General features: G+C 57.5%; 11 protein-coding genes. 6 read left to right on the top strand and 5 right to left on the bottom strand.

The genetic code is table 11. From position 1 onward, the window contains the following. The 5 genes from xth to GOX45_RS07805 all read right to left on the bottom strand — a co-directional run bounded on the left by xth (window position 1) and on the right by GOX45_RS07805 (window position 7,151). Window positions 1–780, bottom strand: a complete 780-nt coding sequence (xth, locus tag GOX45_RS07825) for an exodeoxyribonuclease III (RefSeq protein WP_171099629.1) — start codon at window positions 778–780, stop codon at window positions 1–3. A 295-nt stretch (window positions 781–1,075) separates the two neighbouring features. After that, a complete protein-coding gene (locus GOX45_RS07820) occupies window positions 1,076–2,491 on the bottom strand; it encodes an FAD-binding oxidoreductase (RefSeq protein WP_171099627.1) in 1,416 nt (471 codons plus the stop codon). Window positions 2,492–2,605: 114 nt separating this feature from the next. Then, window positions 2,606–2,863, bottom strand: a complete 258-nt coding sequence (locus GOX45_RS07815; protein ID WP_171099626.1) for a DUF4242 domain-containing protein — start codon at window positions 2,861–2,863, stop codon at window positions 2,606–2,608. A gap of 27 nt (window positions 2,864–2,890) precedes the next feature. After that, complete coding sequence (locus GOX45_RS07810; protein ID WP_171099624.1) at window positions 2,891–6,490, bottom strand: adenylate/guanylate cyclase domain-containing protein; 3,600 nt, start codon at window positions 6,488–6,490, stop codon at window positions 2,891–2,893. A 337-nt stretch (window positions 6,491–6,827) separates the two neighbouring features. After that, on the bottom strand, window positions 6,828–7,151 hold the full coding sequence (locus GOX45_RS07805; RefSeq protein WP_170714874.1) for an iron-sulfur cluster assembly accessory protein: 324 nt from the start codon (window positions 7,149–7,151) through the stop codon (window positions 6,828–6,830). A 76-nt stretch (window positions 7,152–7,227) separates the two neighbouring features. Here GOX45_RS07805 and GOX45_RS07800 point away from each other — a divergent pair, with 76 nt between their 5' ends. The 6 genes from GOX45_RS07800 to scpB all read left to right on the top strand — a co-directional run bounded on the left by GOX45_RS07800 (window position 7,228) and on the right by scpB (window position 13,960). Next, window positions 7,228–8,385 (top strand): deoxyguanosinetriphosphate triphosphohydrolase, encoded by a 1,158-nt coding sequence (locus tag GOX45_RS07800; RefSeq protein ID WP_171099622.1) that lies wholly within the window; start codon window positions 7,228–7,230, stop codon window positions 8,383–8,385. 258 nt (window positions 8,386–8,643) lie between these two features. Next, the gene (gene argS / locus GOX45_RS07795; protein WP_171099621.1) at window positions 8,644–10,389 is read left to right on the top strand and encodes an arginine--tRNA ligase; all 1,746 of its coding nucleotides are present in this window, start codon (window positions 8,644–8,646) and stop codon (window positions 10,387–10,389) included. Window positions 10,390–10,475: 86 nt separating this feature from the next. Then, the gene (locus GOX45_RS07790; RefSeq protein ID WP_171099619.1) at window positions 10,476–11,531 is read left to right on the top strand and encodes an SPOR domain-containing protein; all 1,056 of its coding nucleotides are present in this window, start codon (window positions 10,476–10,478) and stop codon (window positions 11,529–11,531) included. Continuing rightward, window positions 11,528–12,535, top strand: coding sequence for a beta-N-acetylhexosaminidase (gene nagZ, locus GOX45_RS07785; protein WP_171099617.1), 1,008 nt, complete (start codon window positions 11,528–11,530; stop codon window positions 12,533–12,535). The genes GOX45_RS07790 and nagZ overlap by 4 nt, the downstream gene beginning before the upstream one ends. Then, window positions 12,525–13,313 (top strand): ScpA family protein, encoded by a 789-nt coding sequence (locus tag GOX45_RS07780; RefSeq protein WP_171099615.1) that lies wholly within the window; start codon window positions 12,525–12,527, stop codon window positions 13,311–13,313. The genes nagZ and GOX45_RS07780 overlap by 11 nt, the downstream gene beginning before the upstream one ends. After that, entirely contained in the window at window positions 13,310–13,960 is a 651-nt protein-coding gene (gene scpB, locus GOX45_RS07775; protein WP_171099612.1) for an SMC-Scp complex subunit ScpB, read from the top strand. Before GOX45_RS07780 ends, scpB begins: the two co-directional genes overlap by 4 nt. The last annotated feature ends 58 nt before the right edge of the window (window positions 13,961–14,018 follow it).

The following is a 14,018-nucleotide window of genomic DNA, read 5'->3' as shown; positions in this document are numbered from 1 at the left end:
TTACAGATCCAGATCAACCCAAACCGGCACGTGATCTGAGGGCTTTTCGTGGCCGCGAATTTCCGCATCGATCTTGCAGTCACGCATCAGATCAGCGGCTTGAGGGGTCAGCAGGAAATGATCGATCCTGATACCGTCATTTCGGTTCCAGGCACCCGCCTGATAGTCCCAAAAGGAATAGTGCTCAGGCCCGCGCGTAACGGCCCGAAACGCTTCGGTGAACCCAAGGTTCAGAATCTTGCGAAACGCTGCCCGGCTTTCCGGCCGGAACAACGCGTCCTCGCGCCATGCATCGGGGCGCTTGGCGTCTTCCGCTTGCGGGATGATGTTATAGTCGCCAGCCATCAAGGCAGGCTCTTCCGAGCCGATCAGTGCTAGCGCCCGTGCATAGAGCCGTTCCATCCACGCAAGCTTGTAATCATATTTCGGACCCGGCGCCGGGTTGCCATTGGGCAGGTACAAACCGCAAATCCGCAGCGCCTGTTTGCCGATCACTGTCGCCTCGATCCAACGAGCCTGTTCGTCACTGTCATCGCCGGGCAGGCCGCGTGTGACGTCTTCCAGAGGCAGCTTCGACAGGATCGCTACGCCGTTGAAACTCTTCTGGCCATGGGTTTCGACGTTGTATCCCCGCTCTTCAAAGATCTCGCGCGGGAAGTTTTCATCGACCGATTTGATCTCTTGCAGCAGCACCACATCGGGTTGCGCGTCATCCAGCCATCTGGGCAGAGCTTCAATCCGCGCCTTGATGCCGTTGATATTGAACGTGGCGATTTTCATCTGCGGTCCTCCGATGGGCTGTGGCAACCTATCGCGTAGAAAGGGACCAACGGCAAGTATAGGGCAGCATCCGAGCTTGATATTTGCCAAATTGGCCGGGGACCAAATGTGATGAGTTCTGTGTGACCGATACCGTTTGTCAAATCGACATGACAAACGGCACCGCAGCTTCAAAGCGTATAACGAACGACCAGTGCGCCTGCTTTACCCGGTGCTGGCGAGATGTCTGCGCATCTCTGATGATGGTCAAAAGCGCGCGTCTCAGACCTGTTGCAGCGCCTTCGTTTGTAACCAGCTAGGTAGGCAAGATGTTGTGGTTAACACGAAAGAGGTTGGCGGGGTCGTAGCTGCCTTTGATCTTGGATAGCCTGTCAACATTGTCGCCGTAAGCGCCGGTTGTTGGGTCCGCTTCATCTTCGGGCATAAAGTTTACATAGGCGCTGCCGCTGGAATGCGGTTGCATGTTATCATAGAGATCGCGCGCCCAGTCGATACATTCGGCATCTTTGCCGGGATCTTCCCAGCGCGTGTGAACATTCATGATAAAGTGCGCCGATCTTTGGGGGTAGGCTGTTGAACCCGTATCAACGCGCGCCATTGCTCCGCCGACATGCGCTATGAAGACCTCGCAGGCGGGATCAGGCAGGTTGGAAATGGCTTTCAGAAGCTCCGAGATGGCGTCCGACGGCAGGGCGTCGAAGTCATGGCTTTTCCAATAATTGCGAGCCCCTGGTGTCAGAAGAGGGTCAAAAGCACCCTGCCAATCGACGAATTTATGTGGAGAAATAACATCGGCGATCGGATCTCCCAATGCGCGCAGTGAAGCCATGGCTTTTTCGCCGTCTTCCATTGGTCCGCTATAGCAGGCGGCGAAGATCAGGACTTCCCGCCCATGCCATTCCTCGGGCAGGAAAGGCAGAGGGGGCGCTTTGCGCATCACGCTCCACACGGTGAGTTCGTCAGGCGATGTGTCTGCAATTACAGCATATTCCGCAAACAGTTCGGGGGCCTTTTGAACCGGATGCACAATCAGGCCTGACAAGACGTCGGGTCCAAGCTCGTGCAACTGAAACTCGAAAGAGGTGACAACTCCGAAGTTTCCACCACCACCCCGAATGGCCCAGAACAGATCCGGGTGGCTCGTGGCTGATGCGGTGACAATTGTACCTTCGGCAGTCACGACTTCTGCAGAGATCAGGTTGTCGATTGTCATGCCGAATTTGCGTGTGGTCCATCCAAACCCACCACCCAGCGTCAAACCGGCAATACCCGTGGTCGAATTGATCCCGGTCGGGACAAGAAGCCCATGCGCTTGCGTTTCGCGATCAACATCGCCGAGCAGCGCTCCGGGTGCCACCCGCGCTGTCTTGTTCACCGGATCAACATGGACCGAGCGCATCTGCGACAGGTCAAGCATCACCGCATCGTCTGCAACTGCGTGTCCTGCTATCTGATGCCCACCCGAGCGAACCGACATAACGAGGCCAGCATCGCGTACAAAATTCACGGCTTTCTGTACGTCGCTTGCGCCAAAGGCGCGGACCACAAAGCCGGGGTAGCGTTCGAACATGCTGTTCCACGTTGTTCGAGCGTCTTCGTATTCTGCCGAACCTCGTTGATACACACCGCCACGAAGGGATGAATCAAGCGCGTCCAAAGCCTCTTGACTCACACGTGTCTTATTTCCGTCGAGTGTTATTAGGTCAAACATGTTTTGGCCTCCCTATTGTTAGGTAGGGCTTCTTGCAGGTCTGCCTCTTATGATTGTTTTCCGTTCAGATGAATCGAACGAAAAGGGGTCTTGGAACTTGGACGAAACCCAAGGTCAGGCAAAAATCGCGGGATCAATCCGATCCACTGGCGTTATTACATCGGCTGGGATATTCAGACGCTCGGCCGCCTTTCTCAGGCTTTCTTCATCTGGGGCCTCATACAAACAGTATGTCTTACGTTTGTCAGCGCTCAGAAACGAGAAAATCCACTCAACACCAACCTCGTCATTAATCTCTTTGATGTGGATCTTGGCATCATCGGTGATGTTCAATTGTTCGGCAAAGTTTCTTTCAATTATATACCTTGGCATACGGTCCCCCAGATTGTTTTTCGTATGTTAACTCGCTACTCCTTCGAGCTTTGACCTGAGGGAAACCATACTCAATTTTTGCGAAATTTCCAACGCTTCCCCTTCCAGTTGAAAAGCCTGTTCAACATCGTTTGGGCGGCCCCGGCGTCTCAAAGCCTTGGCATACGCTGCTTTGCTATGCGCTATCCAGGGCGGGCACTTCATGCGCGTGTCAATTTCGATGGCCTTGCACAACAACTGCTCTGCGGTGTCCCAATCTTTTAGAACGGTGCACAGATTACCCAACCGCCGCGCTGCCGCGCCGGAACAAACAGTTGTTGCCCCCGCGGTGATCGTCAGCTCTTCGTAAGGTGCCAGTAATTCGAGCAGGGTCTTGGCATGATCCTGATGTTCAACAGCGACACAAATGTCGGCCAAATAGGACAATGTGGTCGAATACATGGCGTCAGGCGGTAGATCGAAATTGTTTTCAGCCATTTCGTTCAAAATGCGCTCGGCAGGTTCTTTATACCCAAGTTCGGCTGCGATCAGCCCAAAGCCGGGCTTCCACGAGATATCTTCAGGACTTTCTGACATCAGTTTTTTGATGACCGGCGCCACCTCGTGAAGACGGTTTTGCTCGCGCCGGATGGTAAACATCTGAACCCCGAACACGCCTTCGACATGCTCGCCATGGGTCTTGCGACCAATCTTTACCGCTTCGGTCGCGTGTGTTTCGGCTTGGTCAAAATCACCATCCATGATTGCAACCATGGCGCGTGCGTGCTTCTGCACCCAATAGAGTTGCAGATGATTGTCCTTCTCGGAAATCTCGGTGAGCAGATCCAGGGAATGGTCCATCAATTCGCGATCAGCCATTTCAGCCCCGACGAACAGACTGAGAGTTCGGTCTCGCCCCTGATCGATGCTGCCAAGATGCTCGGCCACATCGTGCATTGCATCCAGGTGCTCTCGCCAGCGGTGCGCATCTCTTCCTTTGCGCGCGATGAACGGGGCCCCAAAATGCATCATCATCACCGAGAACTGCGATTTGTGGTCGCCCAGTTTTGCCGCCAGTTCCATCGACTTCTGTCCGAATTCTGCGCCTTCGGCCAAATTGCCGACAAACATATACGCGCGTGCGAGTTGGCTCATCAATCGGCAGCGGCGGGTTTCGTCATCCTGGGGCAAGTCTTTCAGCGCATTTCTGCAAAGCTCGATCGCGTCGCCATGCCGTTTGCTCGACATCATGCTCGAGTCAGCAAAATGGTTGGCCGCGTCCGCAGCAAGTTCGACATTTCCGATCGCCCGGGCCGCTGTCGACGCTTCTTGCAAAATCGCGATGCCTTCCGGCAATTCGCCCAGGCTGTCATGGCTGCGACCAACAAGAATTTGGCCCACGACCCTTTCTGCCTTGGCCTCAGACCCAAGCTCTTGGGCGGCTCGGAGGGTTTCCCGGGCGTGTGTCATCGCCTCTTGGCTGGCAGATCGTGCCAATGCCATTTCGGTCGCAATCTTCCATTTTTCGAATGCCTCTTTCCATTCTTCAGCTTCAGAAAGGTGGCGGGCAACCAGTTCCGGTCGGCGTTCGATCTCTGCGGGCCTCAACTGCATGAGGGCACGTGCGACCATTGAGTGTTGTTTTCTGCGTGTCGCACTCAGCATGGACTGATAGGCCGTATCGCGGATCAGCGCATGGCGGAAAACAAAATGCCCGCGATTGTTCCCGCTTTCAAAGATCAGACCTGTGCGCGCAAGTTCTTCGAGGCATTTGTTAACATGGGAGGCGTCAAGGTTCATCGCCGCTGCCAGAATACCCGGCTCAAACTCGCGACCAACGACAGAGCCCGTAAGTGCAATCTGTTTGGCCTCATTTGACACGGCATCAAGCCGCGCCATCAACGCGCCCTTCAAAGAAGAGGGTATGTGGACTTGCCCTTGCTCACCCGCCTCAACAATTGCCCGTGTCAGTTCTTCGACGAACAAAGGCACACCATCTGTCTTTTCGATGATTGTTGATATCAGAGCGTCGTCCGGGCTTTGGCCTGTGATGCTTTCAACCAGGTTCGCGACATGCGCCGTTCCGAACCTGCGCAGGACAAGAGTCTGAACATGCGTATCCCCTTCATCACACGCCAAGTCCCAACCGGGCCTATGTGTGATCAGGATCATGAGCGGAAGATCGGTGCAAATAGACTTAAACCGCTCCAACAAGGCGTGTGTGGACGGATCCATCCAATGCGCGTCTTCGACACAAAGAATTACGGGTCGTACGTTCGACCTGACCTGTACTGTGTGGATCAAGGTTTGAATCGTTTTGTCGCGCTGTTCCTGCGGTGACATCTCGAGAACGGTACGCGCAAGCGCGCTGCGGGGGGCGACCAGTGCCGCAAAGACCGGCAGAACTTGTTCCCAATCCAGCCCGGATCGGCTTTCCAGTACTTTTCGGACATGCCGCAGGATCCGGTCATCATCAAAGTCCGGCTCAACACCGGCATCTTGTGAAATTCGCTGGGTAACAGGATGAAAAGGGCTGCTGCTGAGATAGGGGGAACAGTTCAACCTGATAACATCAGCGTGTTCAACGACTGTGTCGGAAGCAAGGAATTCCTCAGTCAGCCGCGATTTGCCGATCCCGGCTTCTCCGGCAAGAAGGACGACCTCTCCATGGCCGCTCTGAGCACGTTGCCATGATTGCAGCAGGATCCCTTTTTCGTAGTCCCGGCCGATCATTACGCTGTCGACATCTTCTCGATGCACAGCTCGAAACCGGCTTTCCGCACTGCGTTCCGATACAGCTTTCAACAAAGTATGCGGCTCGGCAAACCCTTTGAGTTCGACTTGCCCAAGCGAGACGAACTCGAATATCCGATGCAACGCCGTTTCGGTTTCTTCAACTGAAACCACGACCGAATTTGGTTCGGCATGTTCCTGAATCCGCGCCGCAAGATTGACGACCGGGCCGGTCATCGCTCCTTCTTCATAGGTGTTTTCACCCACTGTATCCCCGACCACCACATCGCCGCTTGCGATGCCAAGTCGGACCGATAAGCATTCTCCATCTGGCGCTTTAAGCACGCTGACACGTCGGACAGCATCTAGGCCCGCTTTAATCGCTCGAATGGCGTGATCTTCGTAGGCCCTGGGCCAGCCAAAAAACACCAGCAGACCGTCACCCAGATACTTTGCGACATAGCCCCCATACCGGCTTACCGCTCCTGCTACGGCATCCTGGTAGCTCTGCAGCAAGTCCCGCATGTCTTCCGGATCAAACCGGTTGGTAAGTTCGGTCGAGCCCACAAGATCAGCAAACACGACAGTTACATGACGTCTCTCAGCCGCACTATGCGCGGCGTGTGTTCGGGACAAAGGATTGCTGTCATTCGCAGTAGCCGCAGCTGAGGTCGGTGGCATTTCACGCGCCGGTTCATCGGCGGTTTGGATAGAAGGCGCCGCGCTTTGATGATCCTGCAGGCTCTGGATTGCTGCGAGTATGATTTTGCGGTGACCGAGGCTGACTCCAAGCTCTTTCAGGTCTTCGCCGGACAATAAGGGCAAAACACGCGCATCAATGTCGTTTTCCGCAAAAACATCTGCGTATTGACCCAGTTCGAGATCGTTTAGCCACTTGTAGATATCGACCGACATCTTTGGATCATGCTGAGATACGGTGCGCAGATCAAGAAAACGCTTTCCACAAAGCCAAAAATCGTCGGATAGCAGGGTGTTTCATTGTGTTTGGTCGATTGTCGAGACTGCCGGACAGTCGTTATGGCTGCGCACGCCGGGTCAAGGCACCGGGAACGGGAAACGACCCCTGAGGTCTAAAGGCCTTTGGCGTATTCTGGTCGCTCGGGTAGCGAGGACCGATCAATCTGTTCGCATATGGCTGAGAAAGGCCACTCTCTCAGATGGGTCTGTTCCAAGAAATGATCTCATTCGGCGTCGCTGCCCAAGCCGCCGTCTGTACTTGGTGCGTGCGAAATTACATCGAGAACGACGTGCCGCAGCCGCAGGACGAGGTGGCATTGGGGTTGTCGATCACAAAGCGCGCGCCGATCAGTTCCTGGGTGAAATCGATCACCGCGTTTTCCAGAAAAGGCAGCGAGATCGCATCGACGATCACCTTTTGGCCTTTGCCCTCCAGGACCAGGTCATCCTCTTTGGGCTCATCCAAAGCAATTTCGTATTGAAACCCGGAACATCCACCGCCTTCCACTGCGACGCGCAAGGCCTGTCCCTGATCTGCGGCGCCGATCTCGGCCAGGCGATCAAAGGCGCGTTCTGTGACGGTTGGGGGCAGATTCATGCCGAACTCCAAAGGTTTATTTCCCGGTTGAGGTACAATATATGAAACCCACAGACAGGCGACAAGGACAAGACCTTTGAAAATAGCGGGTTTTGCCTCGGATCCAGGTCGCGCAAGGGGGCGGCTTGTACCGGAGGAAGAAAGCAGTTTCCGGTCATGCTTTCAGCGTGATCGTGATCGGATCATTCATGCCAGCGCCTTTCGGCGGCTCAAGCACAAGACGCAGGTCTTTGTTGAACATGAGGGTGACAGTTATCGCACCCGCCTGACCCATTCGATTGAAGTGGCGCAGGTGGCACGGACCATCGCGGGTGCGCTGGGGCTGAACCCCGAACTGACCGAGGCCGTGGCACTGGCGCATGATTTGGGCCACACGCCGTTTGGCCACACCGGCGAAGACGCGCTGCACGCCCTGATGCAGCCTTATGGCGGGTTCGATCACAACGCGCAGGCCATCCGGATCGTGACCAAGCTTGAGCGTCACTATGCCGATTTTGACGGCTGTAACCTGACATGGGAGTGTCTGGAGGGCATCGCCAAGCATAACGGCCCTGTGGTGGGCGAATTGCCTTGGGCCTTGGCTGCGTGCACTCAGGAGTTTGATCTGGAACTGCACACCCATGCCAGCGCCGAAGCGCAGGTGGCGGCGTTGTCGGATGACATCGCCTATAACAACCACGATCTGTTTGACGGGTTGCGCGCTGGTCTGTTCAGCGATGAGGACATCCAACAGCTTCCAATCATCGACCGTTGTTTTGCCGAGGTGGATGCCAAATACCCGCAGCTCGATGCCTACCGACGCCGACATGAGGCTTTGCGGCGGGTTTTTGGGGTCATGGTCTCGGATGTGATCGATACGTCTGGCGCGTTGATCGCCGCTTCGGGTGGGCAATCGGTCGAAGAGATCCGGCATCTGGGCTATCCCGTCATCCAGTTCTCGGATGGGCTATGGGCGCAGCTCAAACAAATCCGTGCTTTTCTGTTTTCCCGCATGTACCGCGCACCCAGCGTGATGGAGGTACGGGCCAAGGTCAGTAAAGTGGTCGAAGAGCTGTTCCCGATCTATCTGAACGACCCCAAACAGATGCCCGGTCACTGGCATGGCGATATCGAGGCCGCTGCGGATGAAACTGCACTCGCCCGGATCGTATCTGACTATATCGCGGGCATGACCGACAGGTTTGCCCTGCAGGATCACGCCCGACTGACCGGGGATCATTCAATCGCGATGTAGATGATGGCCCGGACCCGCTGGATGGGCTGCCCATTGGTCATATTTGCGTCTGTGGGTTCGCAATCATCGCGGGGCCACAGCCTCGGTTCCAGATTGGGGCGTCGGCTGCTTGCACGGTGACGATGGCGCAGCGCATGGGGGGCGGTTGTCTGGGGCATGACCGAGGTGACGGCGCGCCAGCGCTAAACCAACGATAGGCGTCCATTGACCTTGGCGCTTTGCGTGGTAAACCGCCCGACAAGCAAAAGGACATTCGAAATGAACCTGTTTTCCGAGATCCGCAGCCTGGTGCTGGATGCGCTGGCGCAGATGCAGTCCGAGGGCGCGCTGCCCGAGGGGTTGAGCTTTGACAACGTGGCCGTTGAGCCGCCGCGCGACGCTGCGCATGGGGACATGGCCACCAATGCGGCGATGGTGCTGGCCAAGCCTGCCAAGATGAAGCCGCGCGACATCGCCGAAGCACTGGCCGGTAAGCTGGCCGCGGATGATCGGATCACCAGTGCCGAAGTGGCGGGACCGGGGTTCCTGAACCTGCGGTTGGCGCCCTCAGTGTGGCAGGGTGTATTCGCGGCAGTCTTGGAGAAAGGCACCGATTTTGGACGCTCGACCATGGGCCATGGTCAGAAGGTCAATGTGGAATATGTCTCGGCCAACCCAACCGGGCCGCTGCATGTGGGGCATACGCGTGGCGCGGTTTTTGGTGATGCGCTGGCCAGCCTGCTGGCTTATTCGGGCCATGAGGTCACCCGCGAATATTATATCAACGATGGCGGCGCGCAGGTGGATGTGCTGGCGCGGTCGGCTTACGAGCGCTACCGCGAAGCCAACGGGCTGAGCCCCGAGATTGCCGAGGGCTTGTATCCCGGTGACTACCTGATCCCGATCGGTGAGGCGCTGAAAGAGAAATATGGCGACAGCCTGATCGACAAGCCGGAAAGCGACTGGCTGGAAGAGCTGCGCAATTTCGCCACCGACGCGATGATGGACCTGATCCGCGCTGACCTGAAGGCGCTGGGTGTCGAGATGGACGTGTTTTTCTCGGAAAAATCGCTCTATGGCACGGGGCGGATTGAATCCGCGCTGCAATCTCTGACTGACAAAGGCCTGATCTATGACGGCGTTCTGGAACCGCCGAAAGGCAAAAAGCCCGAAGATTGGGAGCCACGTGAGCAGACGCTGTTCAAGTCGACCGAGCATGGCGACGATGTCGACCGCCCGATCAAGAAGTCGGATGGCAGCTGGACCTATTTTGCCCCCGATATCGCCTATCACTACGACAAGATAAACCGGGGCTTTGACGCGCTGATCGATGTTCTGGGTGCAGATCACGGCGGCTATGTCAAACGGATGAAAGCGGCGGTGTCGGCGCTGTCGGATGGCAAGGTGCCGTTGGATATCAAACTGACGCAGCTGGTGAAGCTGTGGAAAAACGGTGAGCCCTTCAAGATGTCGAAACGGGCAGGGAATTTCGTCACTCTGCGCGATGTGGTCGATCAGGTGGGCCCGGATGTGACCCGGTTCGTGATGCTGACCCGTAAGAACGACGCGCCTCTGGATTTCGATTTCGACAAGGTGCTGGAGCAGAGCCGCGAGAACCCGGTGTTCTACGTGCAATATGCCCATGCCCGGGTCATGAGCGTGCTGCGGAAAGCGGCTGAGGCCGGGATCGCGGCGGATGATGCTACTCTGGCTGCCGCTGATCTAAGCCGGAACGACCATGCATCCGAGCTGACCGTGGCCAAGAAGCTGGCCGAATGGCCGCGTCTGGTCGAGATCGCTGCGCGCACCAACGAACCTCATCGGGTGGCATTCTATCTCTATGAACTTGCCGGGGATTTTCATGCGCTCTGGAACAAGGGCAATGACGAGACCCAACTGCGGTTCATCCAAGATGGCGATGTTGCCACAAGCCAGTCGAAAATTGCTTTGGCCCGTGCCGTTTCTGTTGTGATTTCGGCGGGCTTGGGTATTCTTGGCGTCACCCCGGCGCAGGAGATGCGATAGCAAATTTCGCCCGAACCGCCGGATCGAGGTAGGCAAGAAATGACCCGCGCGCCCTTTTGAGGGTGCAGCAGGGCAGTGAGGCGGATATGGCGAGTTATGATTACTCGGGGCATCAAGTCCCCGAGCGGGCGCATTTCAGAAACCAGGCGCATCCCGAAGAAGATTACGGTTATTCTGAAGGCGATTATCGCGATCCGGCACCGCGGGGTGGCGGGTTCAGCCGTATCGTGAATTTCCTGGGCGCCACCGCGTCGCTGGCCCTGGTCGCCGGTGTCGTGGTTTGGGGCTATCAACTGATCGTGCGCGATGTCAGCGGTGTTCCTGTGGTGCGCGCCGCCGAAGGGCCGATGCGCATACAGCCTGAAAATCCGGGCGGAACGCCAGCAGATCATCAGGGTCTGGCCGTAAACACTGTGGCGGCCGTCGGGTCAGCCGCAGCCCCTGCTGATCGCCTGATCCTTGCCCCCAAACCGGTGTCGCTCAGCGACGAAGACGCGCCGATGGGGCAGCTGCAGGCCGCAGAAACCGAAAAAGAACTGGAAGAGGCCAAGGCGCGGTTGGCGGATGACATACGGCAAGCCGCAGTAGACGGTGCCGTCGCCGAAGCCGAAGGCCTGACCATCACCGAACCGGTCGAGATTCCGGGCCTTCAACTGGCCTCGCTGGCGACACCCGAAGACGAACCTGCCATCGATCCCGCGGATCTTGCCGCCCAATTGCCAGACCCGGAATTGGCCGCGCTGCCGGGCGTGCGCCGGTCGCTGCGCCCACAGACGCGACCTGCACGCGTAATCTCGCGCCGAGCCACCACCAGTAGCGCCACTGAAGACGCCATTAACGCAGCGGTCAAAGCGGCCGTAGGTCTGGATGTGGATCCAAATACTCTGGCCAAGGGCACGCGTCTGGCGCAGGTTGGGGCTTATGAAAGTGTCGATGTGGCGCAGGCCGAATGGGATCGCCTGAACAGTCGGTTTGGTGAATTCATGAATGGAAAACAACGCGTTATCCAGAAAACCTCAAGTGGTGGGAGGACGTTCTATCGCCTGCGCGTCATGGGGTTTGATGACCTAAGCGACTCGCGCCAGTTCTGCGCCGCGTTGGTTGCACAAGGGGCTGACTGTATTCCGGTCAGCGTCCGGTGAACTTTGGCGCCGCGATCACCGATGCCGAAGGGCTTCGACTGAGTTCCGAAGAGACCGCCCTGTTTCGAGATATGAACCCGTTCGGGTTTATTCTGTTTGCGCGCAACATCGAAAGCTCCGATCAGGTGCGGGCCTTGTGCGATGATTTCCGCGAGGCCGTAGGGCGCAACTGTCCCATCACGATCGATCAGGAAGGGGGCCGCGTCCAACGTCTGCGCGCGCCGCTGGCGCGCGAATGGCTACCCCCTTTGGACCACGCCAGTGCAGCCGGTGATCAGGCCGAACGCGCCATGTATCTGCGCTATCGCCTGATCGCGCGCGAGCTGTTTGAGCTTGGCATCGACAGCAACTGCGCGCCCATGGTCGATGTGGCGCGGGATGAGACACACGAATTTCTGAAGAACCGGTGCTATGGCACTGACCCAAAAGTGATTTCCCGCATTGGCCGCGCCGTGGCACAGGGCCATCTGGACGGCGGTGTGCTGCCTGTTCTGAAACACATCCCCGGCCACGGGCGCGCCACGCTCGACAGCCATTATGACCTGCCACATGTGGATTTGGGTCTTGAGGACCTCAAGTCACAGGATTTCGCACCGTTCCACGCGCTGAACGACCTGCCATTGGGCATGACAGCGCATCTGGTTTATGACCGCATCGATCCGCAACCCGCCACAATCTCAGCTGCCATGATCCGCCTGATCCGTGACGAGATTGGATTTGACGGGTTGATCATGACCGACGATATCTCGATGAAAGCGCTCAGCGGATCCTTGGCCGATCTGTCGCGGCAATCCCTGGATGCTGGTTGCGACGTCGTTCTGCACTGCAATGGCAGCTTTGACGAACGTGTTGAGGTGTTGCAGGCCGCAGGCGAAATGACCCAAGCGGCCCAAAGCCGGGCCGAGCGGGCGCTGGCCATGCGTAAACCGCCGCAGGAACTTGACATCGACGCCGCTGAGGCGGAACTATCTGCCCTAATGGGCGGGCAGGTATATGAACGATAACCTTTTCAGCGAAGACCCGGTCTCGGTCGCCGATCGGCTGGCCGCAGAAGCGCTGATCGTTGATGTAGACGGGTTTGAAGGCCCGTTGGACGTGCTGCTGACCCTGTCGCGCACCCAAAAGGTCGACCTGCGTAAAATCTCGGTTCTGGCGCTGGCGCAGCAATATCTGGCTTTTGTCGAAAAGGCGCGGGCGCTGCGCATTGAATTGGCCGCTGACTACCTGGTGATGGCCGCTTGGCTGGCGTTCCTGAAATCGCGCTTGCTTCTGCCGCCTGATCCCGATGACGAAGGACCCTCGGGCGAGGAACTGGCCGCGCATCTGGCGTTTCAGTTGGAACGGTTGCAAGCCATGCGCGATGCTGCCGCGCGGCTGATGGCCCGCGACCAACTGGGTCGTGATTTCTTCAAACGCGGGCAGGGCGAAGATGTCACCCGCATCCGCACCGTTACCTATTCCGCCACGTTGCTGGACCTGATGCAGGGCTATGCCCGTATCCGCACCCGCGATGAGTTCCGTCCGTTTGTCATGGACCGTGATGCCGTGTTCACGATGGAACAGGCCCTGGAACGGATGCGCCCCTTGATTGGCTTTGCCGGTACCTGGACGGATATGGAGACTTATTTGCCCGAGGGCTGGGATGCCGATCCGGTTCGCCGCAGATCGGCCACGGCGGCCACATTCGCCGCTTCACTTGAGCTGGTGAAAGAAGGACATATGGAGATGAAGCAAAGCGATACGTTTGCTCCGATCCAATTGCGCAAGAGGACAGACACGTGACTGACGCCCCCGAAGAGACCGGCACCCTGTTCGAAGCCCCTCCCATGGCTGAACAGGAACGTATGGTCGAGGCGGTGCTGTTCGCCAGCGCCGAGCCAGTCACTCTGGCCGATCTCGAAGCGCGGATGCCCCATGGCAGCAATGCCGCGCAAGCGGTTGAAATGCTGCAAAAACGTTATGAAGGGCGCGGGGTGCGCGTGGTGCAGGTGGGGGATGCCTGGGCGATCCGCACTGCACCCGATCTGGGCTTTCTGATGCAAAAGGAAACGGTTGAGACTCGCAAGCTGAGCCGGGCCGCGATCGAAACGCTGGCGATTGTCGCCTATCATCAACCCTGTACCCGGGCCGAGATCGAAGAGATCCGAGGCGTTTCCGTCTCACGCGGGACGATTGATCAACTGCTTGAAATGGAGTGGATCCGGCTGGGCCGCAGGCGCATGACACCGGGCCGTCCGGTCACCTTCGTGGTGACGCCGCAGTTTCTGGATCATTTCGGGTTGGAAAACGCCCGCGACTTGCCGGGCCTCAAGGAATTGCGCGCCGCAGGGCTACTGGAAAACCGTCCACCGCCCGGTGCTATGCCGTTGGGCGAGGGGCGTGAGGAAATCGAAGACGACGACCAGAGCGAAATGTTCGAAGAAGAGTGATCACCGCGCTCTTTTTCTGCCGTGGCAATCGGCTATATTGGCCGCGAGGCAATGGAGA

Source organism: Ruegeria sp. HKCCD7255 (genome assembly GCF_013031565.1).
In the GTDB taxonomy this organism is placed as follows: domain Bacteria; phylum Pseudomonadota; class Alphaproteobacteria; order Rhodobacterales; family Rhodobacteraceae; genus Ruegeria.
The sequence above is the reverse complement of the archived record's forward strand: the minus strand, read 5'-3'. Positions and strand labels throughout refer to the sequence as shown.

What these genes read in the sequence shown, in the direction of transcription:
- GOX45_RS07805 (WP_170714874.1), bottom strand. Translation starts at nt 7,151, where the DNA reads ATGAATCTGCCCCCAACCGTCACAGAACGCGCCTTTGATCGCCTGGCC.
- argS (WP_171099621.1), top strand. Translation starts at nt 8,644, where the DNA reads ATGAACCTGTTTTCCGAGATCCGCAGCCTGGTGCTGGATGCGCTGGCG.
- GOX45_RS07810 (WP_171099624.1), bottom strand. Translation starts at nt 6,490, where the DNA reads ATGTCGGTCGATATCTACAAGTGGCTAAACGATCTCGAACTGGGTCAA.
- GOX45_RS07780 (WP_171099615.1), top strand. Translation starts at nt 12,525, where the DNA reads ATGAACGATAACCTTTTCAGCGAAGACCCGGTCTCGGTCGCCGATCGG.
- GOX45_RS07815 (WP_171099626.1), bottom strand. Translation starts at nt 2,863, where the DNA reads ATGCCAAGGTATATAATTGAAAGAAACTTTGCCGAACAATTGAACATC.
- GOX45_RS07790 (WP_171099619.1), top strand. Translation starts at nt 10,476, where the DNA reads ATGGCGAGTTATGATTACTCGGGGCATCAAGTCCCCGAGCGGGCGCAT.
- xth (WP_171099629.1), bottom strand. Translation starts at nt 780, where the DNA reads ATGAAAATCGCCACGTTCAATATCAACGGCATCAAGGCGCGGATTGAA.
- GOX45_RS07820 (WP_171099627.1), bottom strand. Translation starts at nt 2,491, where the DNA reads ATGTTTGACCTAATAACACTCGACGGAAATAAGACACGTGTGAGTCAA.